Source organism: Parabacteroides sp. KHUB-01, assembly GCF_056640935.1.
In genome coordinates this window covers 891,997-907,888 of the sequence record NZ_CM153256.1, presented here as the reverse complement: position 1 = coordinate 907,888, position 15,892 = coordinate 891,997, and the positions used below count along the sequence as shown (strand labels likewise).

The 15,892-nt window shown below is 39.2% G+C and carries 10 protein-coding genes, 2 tRNA genes and 1 pseudogene; 12 read left to right on the top strand and 1 reads right to left on the bottom strand.

Annotated features, from left to right (window positions below; translation table 11 throughout):
• The first annotated feature begins 157 nt into the window (after positions 1-157).
• From ACYIAR_RS04200 to thrC, 11 genes and pseudogenes are all read left to right on the top strand, one after another.
• Positions 158-997, top strand: a pseudogene (locus ACYIAR_RS04200) (virulence RhuM family protein).
• Positions 998-1,202: 205 nt separating this feature from the next.
• On the top strand, positions 1,203-2,534 hold the full coding sequence (gene ffh, locus ACYIAR_RS04195) for a signal recognition particle protein (protein WP_480332282.1): 1,332 nt from the start codon (positions 1,203-1,205) through the stop codon (positions 2,532-2,534).
• A gap of 116 nt (positions 2,535-2,650) precedes the next feature.
• Positions 2,651-3,541: a bifunctional methylenetetrahydrofolate dehydrogenase/methenyltetrahydrofolate cyclohydrolase FolD gene (gene folD, locus ACYIAR_RS04190; protein ID WP_480332281.1), complete on the top strand. Its 891-nt coding sequence runs from the start codon at positions 2,651-2,653 to the stop codon at positions 3,539-3,541.
• 169 nt (positions 3,542-3,710) lie between these two features.
• Positions 3,711-4,949 (top strand): DUF3667 domain-containing protein, encoded by a 1,239-nt coding sequence (locus ACYIAR_RS04185; RefSeq protein WP_480332280.1) that lies wholly within the window; start codon positions 3,711-3,713, stop codon positions 4,947-4,949.
• An 18-nt stretch (positions 4,950-4,967) separates the two neighbouring features.
• Positions 4,968-6,122: a DUF3667 domain-containing protein gene (locus tag ACYIAR_RS04180; protein WP_480332279.1), complete on the top strand. Its 1,155-nt coding sequence runs from the start codon at positions 4,968-4,970 to the stop codon at positions 6,120-6,122.
• Between the two features lie 85 nt (positions 6,123-6,207).
• Positions 6,208-6,283, top strand: a tRNA-His gene (locus tag ACYIAR_RS04175).
• A 34-nt stretch (positions 6,284-6,317) separates the two neighbouring features.
• Positions 6,318-6,393: transfer RNA gene (locus ACYIAR_RS04170), tRNA-His, on the top strand.
• Positions 6,394-6,584: 191 nt separating this feature from the next.
• Positions 6,585-8,570, top strand: a complete 1,986-nt coding sequence (locus ACYIAR_RS04165) for a glucosamine-6-phosphate deaminase (protein WP_480332278.1) — start codon at positions 6,585-6,587, stop codon at positions 8,568-8,570.
• Between the two features lie 531 nt (positions 8,571-9,101).
• Positions 9,102-11,540 (top strand): bifunctional aspartate kinase/homoserine dehydrogenase I, encoded by a 2,439-nt coding sequence (thrA, locus tag ACYIAR_RS04160; RefSeq protein ID WP_480332277.1) that lies wholly within the window; start codon positions 9,102-9,104, stop codon positions 11,538-11,540.
• 218 nt (positions 11,541-11,758) lie between these two features.
• Positions 11,759-12,964, top strand: a complete 1,206-nt coding sequence (locus ACYIAR_RS04155; protein ID WP_480332276.1) for a cofactor-independent phosphoglycerate mutase — start codon at positions 11,759-11,761, stop codon at positions 12,962-12,964.
• Positions 12,961-14,265, top strand: a complete 1,305-nt coding sequence (thrC, locus tag ACYIAR_RS04150) for a threonine synthase (RefSeq protein ID WP_480332275.1) — start codon at positions 12,961-12,963, stop codon at positions 14,263-14,265. Before ACYIAR_RS04155 ends, thrC begins: the two co-directional genes overlap by 4 nt.
• A gap of 112 nt (positions 14,266-14,377) precedes the next feature.
• Here the strand turns inward: thrC and ACYIAR_RS04145 are convergent, their stop codons facing one another.
• Positions 14,378-15,244 carry an endonuclease/exonuclease/phosphatase family protein gene (locus tag ACYIAR_RS04145; protein ID WP_480332274.1) on the bottom strand — a complete coding sequence of 289 codons (867 nt, stop codon included), beginning with the start codon at positions 15,242-15,244 and terminating at the stop codon, positions 14,378-14,380.
• A 264-nt stretch (positions 15,245-15,508) separates the two neighbouring features.
• Between ACYIAR_RS04145 and ACYIAR_RS04140 the strand changes: the two genes are divergently transcribed.
• Positions 15,509-15,883: a helix-turn-helix domain-containing protein gene (locus ACYIAR_RS04140; RefSeq protein ID WP_480332273.1), complete on the top strand. Its 375-nt coding sequence runs from the start codon at positions 15,509-15,511 to the stop codon at positions 15,881-15,883.
• Positions 15,884-15,892: the final 9 nt, after the last annotated feature.

Genomic DNA, 15,892 nt, shown 5'->3' with positions numbered 1-15,892 from the left:
GTTTGTGGACTTAGTGCTTTTGCAACCATCCTTATTTATGAGCGTGGACTTTACTGTATTAGCCGTGCCCTTGCCGGTCAAGACAAGATTGGTTACGGATGTAATTTCGAGATAACTACCCCAGTGTATGGAATATTTAGAATAAATCTTCAATAAAATGGAAAAAGGAGAAATAGTATTGTATCAGCCAGATGAAACGGTCAAGCTGGAGGTACTTATGGAAAATGAAACAGTATGGCTTACGCAAGCTCAGATTGCAGAACTATTTGAACGTGATAGAACTGTTATAACAAAACATATAAACAATGTATTTAAAGAAAAAGAACTGGAAGAAAAAAGCAATGTGCAATTTTTGCACATTGCAAATTCCGATAAGCCTGTAAAGTATTTCAGTTTAGATGTAATTATTTCTGTAGGATATAGAGTAAAGAGCATCAGAGGTACACAGTTCAGGCAATGGGCGAACAGTGTATTAAAAGATTATCTTTTAAAAGGCTATTCCGTCAATCAACGGCTTAATGACATGGGAAAAGAGCTTGCTGAAATAAAGGAAACTCTCTATGAGCATTCGAAAAAGATAGACTTCTTTGTCCGTACCTCACTGCCTCCGGTTGAAGGAATCTTCTTTGACGGACAAATATTCGATGCCTACAAGTTTGCGACAGATCTTATCAGGTCTGCCAGAAAATCCCTTCTTCTGATAGATAACTATGTTGATGAATCTGTGTTACTTATGCTGAGCAAGCGAAATCCCGGTGTATCTGCCACTATATATACGCAGAAGATTACATCGTAGCTACAGCTTGACCTTGAGAAGCATAATGACCAGTATCCTCCAATCAATATCAGAACCTACAGGAACAGCCATGACCGTTTCCTTATAGTTGATGATAAGGAAGTGTACCATATCGGAGCTTCGCTGAAAGATTTGGGTAAGAAAATGTTTGCTTTCTCTAAGCTGCAGATGGATCCCGGTCTTATAACTGACAAACTGTAGGAGTTATCAGTGTCGCTCCTTCAAAGCTGTTAACTCCATGCTCTCTGTGTTTATTGAGGTAATTCCCCGTCAACCAGCCAACAACTCTTGTTAACTTATCTTCTTGTCAACTTGTTATCTCGAAATTGAGCTTGCGAAAGTTGAGTAAATGAATTATATTTGCACCTTTCAAGAAAAAAGGAAATAATAAAATATATATAGAATTATGTTTGATAATCTTAGCGAACGCTTAGAACGCTCGTTCAAATTGTTGAAAGGTGAGGGTAAAATCACCGAGATTAATGTAGCGGAAACATTGAAAGATGTGCGTCGTGCATTGTTGGATGCCGATGTTAACTATAAAGTTGCCAAGAGCTTTACCGACACGGTGAAGGAAAAGGCGCTTGGACAGAATGTGCTTACTTCTGTTAAGCCTAGCCAGTTGATGGTGAAGATTGTGCACGATGAGTTGGCACAGCTGATGGGTGGCACAGCAACTGAACTTAATCTTGAGGGAAAACCTGCGGTTGTTTTGATGTCTGGTTTGCAGGGTTCCGGTAAGACTACATTTACAGGAAAGCTTGCCAATATGCTGAAGACAAAGAAGAACAAGAAGCCGCTGCTTGTTGCCTGCGACGTTTATCGTCCTGCTGCTATCGAGCAGTTGCGTATTCTTGCTGAGCAGATAGGTGTTCCTGTATATTTGGAAGAGGGCAACAAGAATCCGGTTGAAATTGCTCTTAATGCGATAAAGGAAGCGAAGGCTAAGGGTAATGACCTGGTAATTGTCGATACTGCCGGACGTCTTGCTATCGACGAGCAGATGATGAACGAAATAACTGCAATAAAGGCTGCTATTAATCCGAACGAAACTCTGTTCGTGGTGGATGCGATGACAGGTCAGGATGCAGTGAATACGGCAAAGGAATTCAACGACAGATTGGATTTTGACGGTGTTGTTCTTACTAAGTTGGACGGTGATACTCGTGGTGGTGCTGCCTTGTCAATCCGCACAGTCGTAAACAAACCTATCAAGTTTGTGGGTACTGGCGAGAAGATGGATGCATTGGATGTTTTCCATCCTGAACGTATGGCAGACCGTATTTTGGGTATGGGTGATATCGTTTCGTTGGTTGAACGTGCCCAGGAGCAGTATGACGAAGAAGAAGCAAAACGCCTGCAGAAGAAGATTGCCAAAAACCAGTTTGACTTCAATGACTTTATTACTCAGATTCAGCAGATAAAGAAGATGGGTAACTTGAAAGAGCTTGCATCTATGATTCCTGGTGTTGGCAAAGCTTTGAAAAATGTTGATATCGACGACAATGCCTTCAAGAGCATTGAGGCTATCATATATTCAATGACTCCGGAGGAAAGAACTAATCCAGCAATTCTGAACGGTTCTCGCCGTCAGCGTATTGCGAAAGGTAGTGGTACTTCAATCCAGGAGGTGAACAAACTTATCAAGCAGTTCGACGAAACCCGTAAGATGATGAAGATGCTTACTTCAATGAAGTCGGGTAAGGGATTGCCTAAGTTGCCGATGTTCAGAAAGTAATAATAGGGAACAAGGCTTCTAATACAAGTTGACAAGGTGGATTCCCTTCCTCGTCAACTTGTCAACTCGTTTCCTCGTCAACTTTAATTTTATCAAGAACTTAAAAACCTAAGATCATGGAACCATATAAATTATTAGACGGAAAGGCAACATCCGCACAGATGAAGGCGGAAATGGCCGAAGAAGTTGCCCGTATAAAGGCAGAAGGTGGAAAGATTCCACATTTGGCAGCGATATTGGTGGGTCACGATGGTGGCAGCGAAACCTATGTGGCAAGCAAGGTTAAGACTTGTGAGGAGATAGGTTTTAAATCAACGCTGATCAGATATGAGGCAGATGTTACGGAAGAGGAGCTTCTTGCCAAGGTTGATGAGTTGAATAATGATCCGGATGTTGACGGTTTCATCGTTCAGCTGCCTTTGCCAAAGCATATTTCGGAGCAGAAAGTTATTGAGGCTATAGATTATCGCAAGGATGTTGACGGTTTCCATCCTATAAATGTTGGAAGAATGTCTATTGGTTTGCCATGTTTTGTGTCTGCAACTCCTGCTGGAATACTTGAGTTGCTGAAACGCAACAATATTGAAACACAGGGAAAACATTGTGTTGTTCTTGGTAGAAGCAATATCGTGGGTAAGCCTATGGCTACGCTTATGATGCAGAAGGCTTATCCTGGTGACTGCACAGTGACTGTATGTCACAGCCGTTCAAAGAATCTTAAGGAAATGTGCCTTCAGGCTGATATAATAATTGCTGCTCTTGGTGTTCCGGGATTTGTAACAGCAGATATGGTTAAAGAAGGTGCAGTGATTGTTGATGTTGGAACAACAAGAGTTCCGGACGCTACACGTAAGAGTGGTTTCCGTCTTTCGGGAGATGTGAAGTTCGACGAGGTGGCTCCGAAATGTTCTTATATAACTCCTGTTCCTGGCGGGGTTGGTCCAATGACGATTATTTCGTTGATGCGCAATACGTTGCTGGCAGGAAAGAAAGAGATTTATAAGTGATAAGGTTGGCGAGTTGGTAAAGGGAAGGTCCTTTTGCCAACTCGTTTTTTTAGGAGTCAAGTAGTTAAGAAGTCAAGTAGTTAAGTAGTTAAGAAGGTTCTGATAGAAATTTTGACCTTGTCCCCTGAAGTCTTGTCCCCTTGTCTAAACTTTAATCAATTCTAATAACATGGAAACAAAGGCATTGCTTCTGCAGATAGAAAAAAGAAAGAAGCGTCTGCTAAGGCAGATTGAATACCGCAGATTAAGACGTGTGCGTCGTAAGCGGACTCCTCAATATACTTATTGCAAGAATTGCGGCACAAAGCTCGATGGAATGTACTGTTACCAATGCGGACAGTATGCTTTGGACATAGAGCAGCCGTTTTGGAAATATATATTACAGTATTTCGAGAATGTATATCAGTTTGACGGCAAGGTGTGGCTCACCTTGTATTATCTTTTCCGCCGTCCGGGATTTCTTACCTGTGAGTTTAATGCTGGTAAGATAAATTCGTATGTTCATCCTTTGAGGTTGTTCATGTTCCTGTCGTGTCTGTTTTTCCTGTTTTTCTTTTCATTGATACCTTCCAATCCTAGTGAAATTGGTTTGTCAATGACTGACGACAAGGCAGATTCAGCAAAAGTGACAGTCGGTGATGTTATGGTGAATGTGCAATTATCGGAGGATATGCTGGACTACTGGTATGATGATTTAAGTGAAGAAGAGCGTAAAGCTGCTGCAGCCATAGATACGTTGATAACTTTTTGTGGAGATTCTGTTGCACGCAAGGAACTTGGATATATCGGTAAACAAAGTCCGTCGGCAGAAGGAGATACTATGGTGCAGTTTACTGTTCCCAAAATATTGCTGGAAGAAGGATATCTGAAACCTTTGCCGGGGGATAGCAATGCATATGCATTGTCGGACGACAATAATTATTTCGAGACCGGACCGAAGGGAGTGGATAAAGAAATAAGGAAAATAGAAAATGAGCTTAATTTCGGAGCTTTGATTTCGTGGTATTCTTCATATTTTCCTATTATATTATTGTTGCTGATACCGGTATTTGCCTTCCTTATGATGCTTTTCTTCAGGAAGGAAAAGATGGCATATATGAAGCATTATGCTTTTGCGCTGCATCTTCATTCTGTTCTTTTGCTTCTTGTGGCAATTAATCTGCTGTGGGTGTATTACACCAAAACTCCATACAACAAGGAGGTTACGCTTGTGCTTATAAATCTGTTCTTGGTTTATATGTGGCTAGCCATACACCGGGTTTATGAGCGGACGGGATGGATAAAATCGTTTATCAAGACTGGTTTGCTTTATGTTATTTATATGATAATCCTGTTTGCTACCATTATAGGGACTTTTGTCTGGTGTGCAGTGCATTTGTTTGGTGTAGATTTTTCAAAGTATATGTAATTGCCGGGAGGAAACGATATGTTAGAAGGATATAAGGAAAAACTGTTGAAGCAAAAGAATAAAATATCACGACATATAGAATATCGCCGTTTGAAGCGTGTTCGTCGTAAGCACACTCCTGCATATTCGTATTGCAAGAATTGCGGAAAGAAGCTGAAAGGAATGTATTGTTCGCAATGCGGGCAGTATGCTTTGGATATAGAGCAGCCGTTCTGGAAATATTTGCTGCAATATATTGAGAATGTATATCAGTTTGACGGCAAGGTGTGGCTTACGTTGTATTATCTTTTCCGCCGTCCGGGATTTCTGACCAGGGAATTCAATGCGGGTAAGATAAATTCGTATGTTCATCCTTTGAGATTGTTCATGTTCCTGTCGTGCTTGTTCTTTATTTTCGCATTTTCTCTGATTTCGGATTTTAATGATTTGAAGTCACGTACGGAAATGATGGATAACATTGAAATTGTAAGTACATCTGATGAAGAGGAATATCATGAGGTGGCAGACATTCACGGGTTGGAAGATACTGTTGTATGGAGTGTTACGGACACATCAATGCTATCGGAATATAAACCTACTCTGAGAATACTGGAGTCGCCATATTCGGATACTTTTCGCGTAAAGGTGACGAAAATAGTATTTGAAGATATTTTTTCGCGCTGGGAGAAATCTGATTCAATTTATGTGCTGACAGAAGATTCCTTGCATAAGGCTGTTGTGGACGAGACGCAAATTAAGAATAGAGAACTGAAGGATCTTCGTTCGGAGGTGGAATATAACAAGCTTGTGTCGTGGTATTCGTCGAACTGGCCATTGATAGCATTGCTTTTGATTCCGATTTTTGCTGTATTGCTTAAGTTTCTTTTCCGTAAAGAGAAACTTGGATATATGATGCATTTGGTTTTTGCATTGCATATGCACTCCGTTTTACTGATAATTTTGGCAGTTATGCTTATTCTTTTGTGGAATGGGGTAAATATTTCTTTGTTGTATAGTCTGTCGCTGGTATATTTCTTTATTTACAGTGTTGTTGCTGTCAGAAGAGTCTATTCCAGAAATAGTTGGCTTAAGGCAATAGTGAAAACTGTGTTGCTTTACGGATGTTATTTGATTATATGGATAGCGGTTTTTGTTCTATCTTTATTATGGATTTCAGAAAATATATTAGAATAAAAGTGCCAAAATATTTGCAGAATTAAAAATTATCCTTACCTTTGCACCGTCTTAAAGAAACAGCGCCTGCTGAAAGACGAAACATGGTGAATGTAGCTCAGTTGGTTAGAGCGTCGGATTGTGGTTCCGAAGGTCGTGGGTTCGAGCCCCATCTTTCACCCTCTTCGTTGAGAAGCGTTGATTTTGAGATTATATGGTGAATGTAGCTCAGTTGGTTAGAGCGTCGGATTGTGGTTCCGAAGGTCGTGGGTTCGAGCCCCATCTTTCACCCCTCTTTGTTGAAAAGGCTTTGTGTTTAGGCACAAAGCCTTTTTTGTTTAAAATACCTGTCAACTTTAATTAATCATATTTTCTCAAAACAATTAATTTTATATCTTTGTTTTTATATAATAGAAAAAAGACTGTCAGTGATTTTTCTTGAAAGGAAAAACACGAATCAGTTCCTACTAAATAATAATATATATGAAAACAAACTTAAGCTCACAAATCACGCTTACGCGTATTCCCCAGAAATACTATCGTCCGGAGAATGCTTATGAGCATTCAGTGTTGACTCGTTTGGAAAAAGTTCCTACAACAATTTATGAATCTTTGGAAGAAGGTTCTTTTGCTGTAGCAAAGGAAATAGCTTCACAGATTCGTAAAAAACAAAGTGCAGGAGAAAAATATGTTTTGGCATTGCCTGGTGGACTCTCTCCATTGAATGTCTATAACGAGTTGATTCGTATGCATAAAGAAGAACAGCTAAGCTTTAAGAATGTTGTTGTTTTTCTTGAATATGAATTCTATCCTCTGTCTGCTTCTGATGCAGGAGTTTTGGGTAAGGTGAAAGAAGACTTCCTTAATCATGTAGATATTTGTCCTGAAAATATTTATGCACCGGATGGCATGATGCCAAAAGACGCAATATTTGATTTCTGCAACCAGTATGAAGAACATATTCAGCAGTTGGGTGGTATCGACTGTATGTTGCTGGGAATAGGTCAGTATAGTAATATTATGTTTAATGGAGCAGGAACTACTCCAAGTTCACGCATCCGTCTTGTGCTTTTGGAAGGTGCTGCCCGTAAAGAGGCTTCACGCCGTTTCTCTTCTTCAGAAGCTATTCCTTCAAGTGTTATTACAATGGGTGTATCAAACATGATGAAGGCTAAGAGCGTTGTTCTTCTTGCTTGGGGCGACGACAAGGCTGATGTAATTGCCAAGACTGTTGAGGAGAGAATCACAGATAATGTTCCTTCTTCTTATTTGCAGACACATATCAATGCTAAAATCGTTGTGGATTTGTCTGCTGCTTATAGCCTGACTCGTATCAGTCATCCTTGGCTTGTTACAAGCTGCGAATGGGACAACAAGCTTATCCGCCGTGCAATAGTATGGTTGTGCTTGAAGACTGGAAAACCTATCCTTAAGTTGACAAACAAGGATTATAGTGAAAATGGATTGGGCGAGTTGTTGGCATTGTATGGCTCTGCTTATAATGTAAATATCAAGATATTCAATGATATTCAGCATACAATTACAGGCTGGCCTGGAGGTAAGCCTAATGCTGATGATTCAAGCCGTCCGGAAAGAGCGACTCCATATCCTAAGAAAGTCATTGTGTTCAGTCCGCATCCGGATGATGATGTTATTTCAATGGGTGGAACTCTCCGTCGCTTGTGTGACCAGAATCATGACGTGCATGTCGCTTATGAAACATCAGGAAATATTGCAGTTGGCGATGAAGAAGTAATCCGCTATTGTGAGTATTTGCGTGACGTATGTGAAAAATATTCACCTAACGACACAACAGTTAAGGACAAGGCAGAAGAGATTATCAAATATTTGCGTTATGAAAAGGTTGAGAATGGCGAACCTGAAAGAAAAGATGTTCTTTTCATGAAAGGTACTATCCGCAGGGAAGAAGCTCGCCATGGTTGCAGATATTCAGGTGTGAAAGATGACCATGTTCATTTCCTAGATTTGCCTTTCTATGAAACAGGTATGGTTCAGAAGAATCCTCTTGGAGAGGCTGACAAGGATATTGTGAAAGCATTGATTCAGGAAATCAAGCCGGACCAGATGTTTGTTGCTGGTGACTTGGCTGACCCTCATGGAACTCACAAGGTTTGTCTGGATGCTGTGCTTGCTGCTATCGACGAGGTTAAGAACGAGGAATGGATGAAGAATTGCCGCGTATGGATGTATCGTGGAGCATGGGCTGAATGGGAAATGGACCACGTTGAAATGGCTGTTCCTATTTCACCAGAAGAATTGCGCCATAAGAGAAATGCTATTCTGAAACATCAGTCTCAGGCTGAAAGCGCTCCGTTCCTTGGCGATGATGAAAGATTGTTCTGGCAGCGTGCTGAAGACCGTAACCGTGCAACTGCTGAATTATATCGTCAGCTTGGTTTGGCTTCATATGAGGCGATGGAAGCATTTGTTCAGTATATTCCGCTATAATATATATTTGAGTTTCATTAGTCGCCAATTTGAGATAAGTTGGCATGAAATTTTAAATATCTTATAAATATAGCCGGGAAACAGATTTGCTAATTTGGTTTGAAAAAACTGAATGTGTATTGCAATCTGTTTCCCGGTTTATTTATTAATAATTCTGACAAAATTTACAGTTTTTGATATATTCCCTTATCTTTTGTTGTTTTTTTGAAAAATAATATATAATATTGCTGTCGTCTATAAAAAGAATAATGCAAAAGCAATGACAATAATAGGTTTATCATATTATACTTGGGCATTGATGATGACCCCTTGGGGGGTTAGATAATAAATACTTCGCGTGTGTTTCATGTGTTGGGCTGTGTGCTCTGCATGAAAGTCTTTTTTTATTCATATTAATTTTTTTTGTTTGAGCTTTATGCTGTTTGCTGTTTAAGTAAACATGCATGGATAATTGTTGGGCTTAAGCATATTGTATAATCAATGTTGGCTGTTTTTTATAACAGCATCTTAGAAAAATCAACAAAACAAATTATGAAAGTATTGAAATTTGGCGGAACATCTGTTGGTTCTGTTGAGAGTATTTTGACAGTAAAAAAGATAGTTGAATCCATAGAAGAACCTGTAATTGTTGTTGTATCGGCTTTAGGTGGAATCACAGATAAGTTGTTGAATACATCTGCACTGGCTGCTAAGGGTGATTTGGGTTATGAAAAGGAACTTTTGGAAATAGTTACCCGTCACCTTAATGTCATCGAAGGAGTGATTCCTGAACAGGAGCAGCGTTTTGACGCTCAGAAAAAAGTCATGGCATTATTGGATGAACTTGGAAATATCTTCAAAGGAGTTTATCTGATTAACGACCTTTCTGCAAAAACTTCGGATACGATTGTAAGTTACGGCGAAAGATTGTCATCATTGATTATCTCTTATGTGATAAAGGATGTATGTCTTTTCGACTCCCGTAAATTTATTAAAACCAGAAAGCAGTTCAATAAGCATATAGTAGATTTTGATGTTACCAACAGATTGATAAAGGAAACATTCAGTCCGCTGCCAAAGGTTTCTCTGGTTCCGGGATTTATTTCATCTAATGTTGAAAACGGTGAAGTTACTAACCTTGGAAGAGGTGGTTCGGATTATACTGCTTCAATCCTTGCTACTGCACTTGATGCTTCAATCCTGGAGATATGGACTGATGTGGATGGATTTATGACTGCCGACCCTCGTGTTATCAGTACAGCATACGTTATTGACCATCTGAGCTTTACTGAGGCTATGGAGTTGTGTAACTTCGGTGCTAAGGTTATATATCCGCCAACAATATATCCGGTTTATCATAAGAATATTCCGATAAGAATATTGAATACTTTCAATCCTGAAGCTAAAGGAACATACATCTCAAGAGAGAAAGTTGAAGATGGAAGAGCTATGATTAAAGGTATCTCTTCTATCAATGATACTTGTCTAATTACTGTTCAAGGTCTGGGTATGGTCGGTGTTATTGGTGTCAATTACCGAATATTCAAGACTCTTGCAGAAAATGGAATTAGCGTGTTTATGGTTTCTCAGGCAAGTTCGGAGAACAACACGACTTTTGCCGTTAGAAATGCTGACGCAGACTTGGCTGTGAAAGTTCTGGATGAGGAGTTTGCTCTGGAACGTGCTCAGGGTGACATGAATGATACAGTAGCTGAGAAGGACCTTGCCACAGTAGCGATTGTCGGTGAGAACATGAAACGTACTCCTGGTATCGCAGGAAAATTGTTCGGCACATTGGGTAGGGCAGGTATCAGTGTGATAGCTTGTGCTCAGGGAGCTTCTGAAACAAATATATCATTTGTAATCAGACGTGAATATTTGCGTAAGGCTCTGAACTCAATACATGACTCCTTTTTCCTTTCTGAATACAAGGTGTTGAACTTGTTTATTGCCGGAATTGGTACTGTAGGAGGAAATTTGCTTGAACAGATTCGTCAGCAGCAACCTAAGCTGATGGAGCAGAATGGTCTGAAATTGAAAATTGTCGGTATAGCTAATTCAAAGAAAGGAATTTTCAATAGAAGTGGAATTGATTTGAATTCATATAAGGAGAACCTTAAGGAGAATGGTATTGACTGCAATCCGGAGATTCTTTGTGAGGAAATTCTTAAAATGAATATTTACAACTCTGTGTTTGTTGACTGTACTGCTAGTCCTGATGTTGCACGATTGTATAAGAAATTGTTGAGCCGCAACGTCTCTGTTGTTGCAGCAAATAAGGAAGCAGCATCTTCAGAGTATGAGAATTATATTTCACTGAAAGAAACAGCTCGTCATCGTGGCATAAAATTCCTGTTCGAAACAAATGTCGGTGCAGGTCTGCCTATTATCAACACAATGAATGATTTGATGAATAGTGGAGACCATATTCTTAAGCTCGAAGCTGTTCTTTCAGGAACATTGAATTATATATTCAATACAATCAGTGCCGATATTCCATTCAGCAAGGCTGTACAGATGGCTAAGGAAGCAGGATATGCTGAGCCTGACCCACGTATAGATTTGAGTGGAAAGGATGTCTTGAGAAAGCTGGTTATTCTTGCACGCGAAGCCGGATACAAGGTTGAGCAACAGGATGTGAATATCAATCTGTTTATACCGGAAAATCTTTTCACAGGAACATTGGATGAATTCTGGAAGAATATTCCGGAACTTGACGAAAGCTTCGAGAAAAAGAGAAAACAGCTTGAAGCAGAAAACAAGCGTCTGAGGTTTGTTGCTAAGATGGATAATGGAGCTTGTGAGATTGGATTGCAGGAAGTTGACAGCCGTCATCCGTTCTATGAACTCGAAGGCAGCAATAACATTATCATGATTTCCACAGAGCGTTATCATGAATTCCCTATGATAATAAAAGGATATGGCGCTGGTGCAGATGTTACAGCTGCCGGTGTTTTTGCTGATATAATATCTATTGCAAATATCCGATAACGCTCTAAGTGGCAACTATATAAAGTTAATAATGTCTGACATTTTCTTAAAACTAAGCCTCAGTTTGTAAAAACTTAGTCTTAGATTATAAAAACTAAAGCTCAGTTTATAAAAACTAAGTCTTAGTTTTAAGAAAATATAGTTATATATCTACTTTTTTTCTGGCTCTTGTGAAACTAAAATCAGGAACTTTAAACCAATTTAAAAGGAGGAATATTGTGAAACATCTTATAATTCTTGGAGACGGCATGGCTGATGAGCCACTTGATGTATTGGATGGAAAGACTCCGTTGCAGTATGCCTCTACTCCTAATTTAGACCAATTGGCAAAAATGGGTGTAAGCGGCTATTTGAAAACCGTTGAAGATGGTTTCCATCCCGGAAGTGAAGTGGCTAATATGTCTGTGCTTGGATATGATTTGCCTTCAGTTTATGAAGGACGTGGCGTTTTGGAGGCAGCGAGTATAGGCGTTGACCTTCATCCCGGAGAAATAGCTATGAGATGTAATTTGGTTTGTATCGAAGGTGATATATTGAAAAATCACTCTGCAGGCCATATCTCAACTGAAGAAGCTGACGAACTTATAAAAACATTGAATGAAGAGCTGGGTTCTGATATGGTGCATTTCTATACCGGAGTTTCCTATCGTCATTTGTTGGTGATAAAGTCCGGAAGTAAAGAGCTTGATTGCACTCCGCCTCATGATGTGCCTTTGCAGCCTTATCGTCCTTTGATGATAAAGCCTCGTAATCACTCTGCGGAAAAGACTGCCGATATGCTGAATGAGTTGATTTTTAGATCAATGGAAGTGTTGGAAAATCATCCGATAAATCTTAAGAGAGCAGCTCAGGGAAAGGACAAGGCTAATTGTATCTGGCCATGGTCGCCGGGTGAAAGACCTGCGATGAAGACTTTGAATCAGCTTTATGGCATCGGTAAATCATCCGTAATTTCAGCAGTTGACCTTATTCGTGGAATAGGAGTTTATGCCGGAATGAAAGTAATTATGGTCGAAGGTGCTACGGGGCTTTATGACACAAATTACGAAGGTAAAGTTACAGCAGCGCTTGATGCTTTGAAAACAGATGACTTTGTTTATCTTCATATTGAAGCAAGCGATGAGGCTGGACATGAAGGTGATGTCAACCTGAAAATCAAAACAATTGAGAACCTTGACAGCCGTGTTGTCGGACCTGTTATGAAGGCTTTGTCTTCTTTTGGTGAAGACGTAGCAGTGGCTGTATTGCCGGATCATCCTACACCTTGTGCAGTGCGAACACACACATCAAAGCCTGTCCCATTTGTCTTTTACAAACCAGGTGAAACACCTGACGCAGTTGAAGTTTATGATGAATTTTCTGTTGCAGAAGGTAAATACGGAATATTGGAAAAAGATCAATTTATTAAAGAATTCTTGAAATGAAATACTATAGTACAAATCACAGTGCAGACATGGCATCTTTGGAATATGCCGTAGTCAAAGGACTTGCTCCTGATAAAGGCTTGTTTATGCCCGAAAAAATAAATATGATATCTCCGGATGTAATTGCCAATATGAAGAATCTTTCGTTCAGCGAAATAGCTTGCCTGGTTGCAGAAAATTTGTTTGACGAAGATATTGAGAAAGATGTTTTGGACAAAATCGTTTGTGATACGCTGTCTTTTGATGTTCCGGCTGTTTCTGTAAAGGACGATATATATAGCCTTGAGTTGTTCCACGGCCCGACTTTGGCATTTAAGGATGTAGGAGCACGTTTTATGGCTCGTCTTTCCGGATATTTTACAAGAAAAGAGGGAATGGACAGAGTGAATGTTCTTGCAGCTACTTCAGGCGATACAGGAAGCGCGGTGGCAAATGGTTTTCTTGATGTTCCGGGTGTTCATGTGTATGTCCTTTATCCAAAAGGAAAAGTCAGCCCTATTCAGGAATGTCAGTTCACTACATTGGGCAAAAATATCACTGCCTTGGAAATTGACGGAACATTCGATGACTGCCAGGCTTTGGTTAAAAGTGCTTTCCTTGATGAGGAATTGAATTCTGCGATGACACTTACTTCTGCTAATTCCATAAATGTGGCAAGATTGCTTCCTCAATCGTTTTATTATTTTTATGCTTATGCGCAGTTGGACAAACTGGGTAAGGCTGATAATTTGGTGTTCTGTGTTCCAAGTGGAAACTTTGGTAATATCACAGCCGGATTATTTGCGCAAAGAATGGGATTGCCGGTCAAGAGGTTTATTGCAGCCAATAACCGCAATGATGTTTTTCTGGAATATCTTAATACCGGAAAGTATAATCCAAGACCTTCTGTAGCTACTATTGCAAATGCCATGGACGTTGGCGCACCAAGTAATTTTGCCAGAATATTGGATTTGTTTGGTGACAATGCTTGGGAAAATATAAGAAAACAAATTAGCGGTTTCCGTTATACTGACGAGCAAATTGCTGACACAATGCGAAGAGTATATAAAGAAACTGGATATATTCTCGATCCTCATGGCGCTTGTGGATTTGCTGCATTGGAGCAATCAATAGAATCAGGAGAAACAGGCGTTTTCCTCGAAACAGCTCATCCTGCAAAATTCAAGGACACTGTTGATGGAATACTTGGTATAGATACTGAAATACCTGAAAAGTTGCGTGCTTTTATGCGAGGAGAAAAGAAAAGCATAGAACTACCGAAAGATTTTGATAATTTCAAGGCATTTCTGTTGGGAGAGTAATCTCTTCAACTTGTTGACTGAAAGTTGAGCTTGTGAAACTTTCATTATATATAAAATGTCAAAACTGCTCATTCCTATAAATAAGGGAAAGCAGTTTTGACATTTTGTGTTTTTAGAATTCTACTTTAACAACAACAGGGAAGTGGTCTGAAGGGAAATGACCATATTGCATATCATTCAAAACAGCATATTTCTCAACTGTTACATCTTTTGTTACCCAGATATAATCAATTCTGTTTTTCATTGAAGCTTCTAGTTTGAAACCGTTAGTTGTACCTTCTGTTCCGTATCTTGGAGTTTTACATATTTCATGAGAGTCAGATAGAAGTCCGTTTGCTGCAATTATTTTGATAGGCTCGTCAGTTGGAACGGCATTGAAATCGCCAGTTACGAAAATTGTATTTCCACTTGTTGCAATTTCTTTTATCTTTTTCAGCAAAAGGTGAGAAGATTCACGTCGTGCCACTTTGCCTTGGTGGTCGTAATGCACATTAAAGAAATAGAAAACTTTGCCATTTTCTTTATCTTTGAACTTTCCCCAAGAGCAGATACGATTGCAGCATGTTGCATCCCAACCTTTTCCCGGAGTATTCGGCGTTTCTGAAAACCAGAAATCTCCTTTGTCGAGCACTTCAAATCTGTCTTTCTTATAGAAAATGGCAGAATGTTCGCCGGCTTCTTCTCCGTCATCACGTCCGTGACCGATATAAGCATAACCTTTAAGTTCGAGAATGTTGTCCAGCTGATGTTTGAAACCTTCCTGAGTTCCGAATATATCGAAATCGTGATACATGATTAAGCCTTGAACTTTTTGAATTCTGTGAGGCCATGCATCATCTCCGTCATTCGGATTGTCTTGTCTTAGGTTAAATGTTGCTACATTCATTTGTGTTTTGTTTTCACTGTTATTCTCTGCCATAGCTTTAAAGTTTCCTATAAGCATCAAGGCTGAGATAAGGAAAATGTACATTTTTTTCATGACTGAAAATATTTTTTTATTGTTATTTGCGGGGCAAAGGAACATAAAAAACACAGATAATATGTTTATATGATATATCATTGTTGTTACATTATTGTTTCAGTTTTTTTATCAGTTCTGTATGTAAATGTATGCAAATGAGAATGAGAATACTAATTTGATACACATTTTTCCTGAATTGTAACATAAAGTTCCAATTTTGAAACAGTTATTATGTTGTATGGAATTATATTTGTCTCTGTGTAATATACAGTGCTAAATACTATGACAAACCTGGATAATGAAATAAGGATAAACAAGCTTATTAGTAGTTTGCAAAACCTGATGGAATCGGAAAAACTATACTTACAACCAAAATTAAATCGGAAAGCGTTAGCTGCAAAACTAAATACCAATGAACGTTATTTGGCTGATGCTATTCAGATAGTCATTGGTGTGACTGTTTCAGCTTTTATAAACCAATATCGCCTTAAACATTCTATGGATTTGCTAATATCTAATCCGTTGATGAAAATAGAAGATGTGGCTATAGAATCTGGTTTTACGTCAAGAGTTTCGTATTTTCGTGTCTTTATACGTGAATATGGCTTTTCTCCAACAGATTTCAGATATAATTATTTTGAGGGGAAAAGGAAGTAATAATTTTTC

Coding starts and splice junctions, on each gene's coding strand:
- ACYIAR_RS04185 (WP_480332280.1), top strand. CDS start 3,711: ATGGAAACAAAGGCATTGCTTCTGCAGATAGAAAAAAGAAAGAAGCGT.
- ACYIAR_RS04165 (WP_480332278.1), top strand. CDS start 6,585: ATGAAAACAAACTTAAGCTCACAAATCACGCTTACGCGTATTCCCCAG.
- ACYIAR_RS04145 (WP_480332274.1), bottom strand. CDS start 15,244: ATGAAAAAAATGTACATTTTCCTTATCTCAGCCTTGATGCTTATAGGA.
- ACYIAR_RS04180 (WP_480332279.1), top strand. CDS start 4,968: ATGTTAGAAGGATATAAGGAAAAACTGTTGAAGCAAAAGAATAAAATA.
- folD (WP_480332281.1), top strand. CDS start 2,651: ATGGAACCATATAAATTATTAGACGGAAAGGCAACATCCGCACAGATG.
- ACYIAR_RS04140 (WP_480332273.1), top strand. CDS start 15,509: ATGACAAACCTGGATAATGAAATAAGGATAAACAAGCTTATTAGTAGT.
- ffh (WP_480332282.1), top strand. CDS start 1,203: ATGTTTGATAATCTTAGCGAACGCTTAGAACGCTCGTTCAAATTGTTG.
- thrC (WP_480332275.1), top strand. CDS start 12,961: ATGAAATACTATAGTACAAATCACAGTGCAGACATGGCATCTTTGGAA.
- thrA (WP_480332277.1), top strand. CDS start 9,102: ATGAAAGTATTGAAATTTGGCGGAACATCTGTTGGTTCTGTTGAGAGT.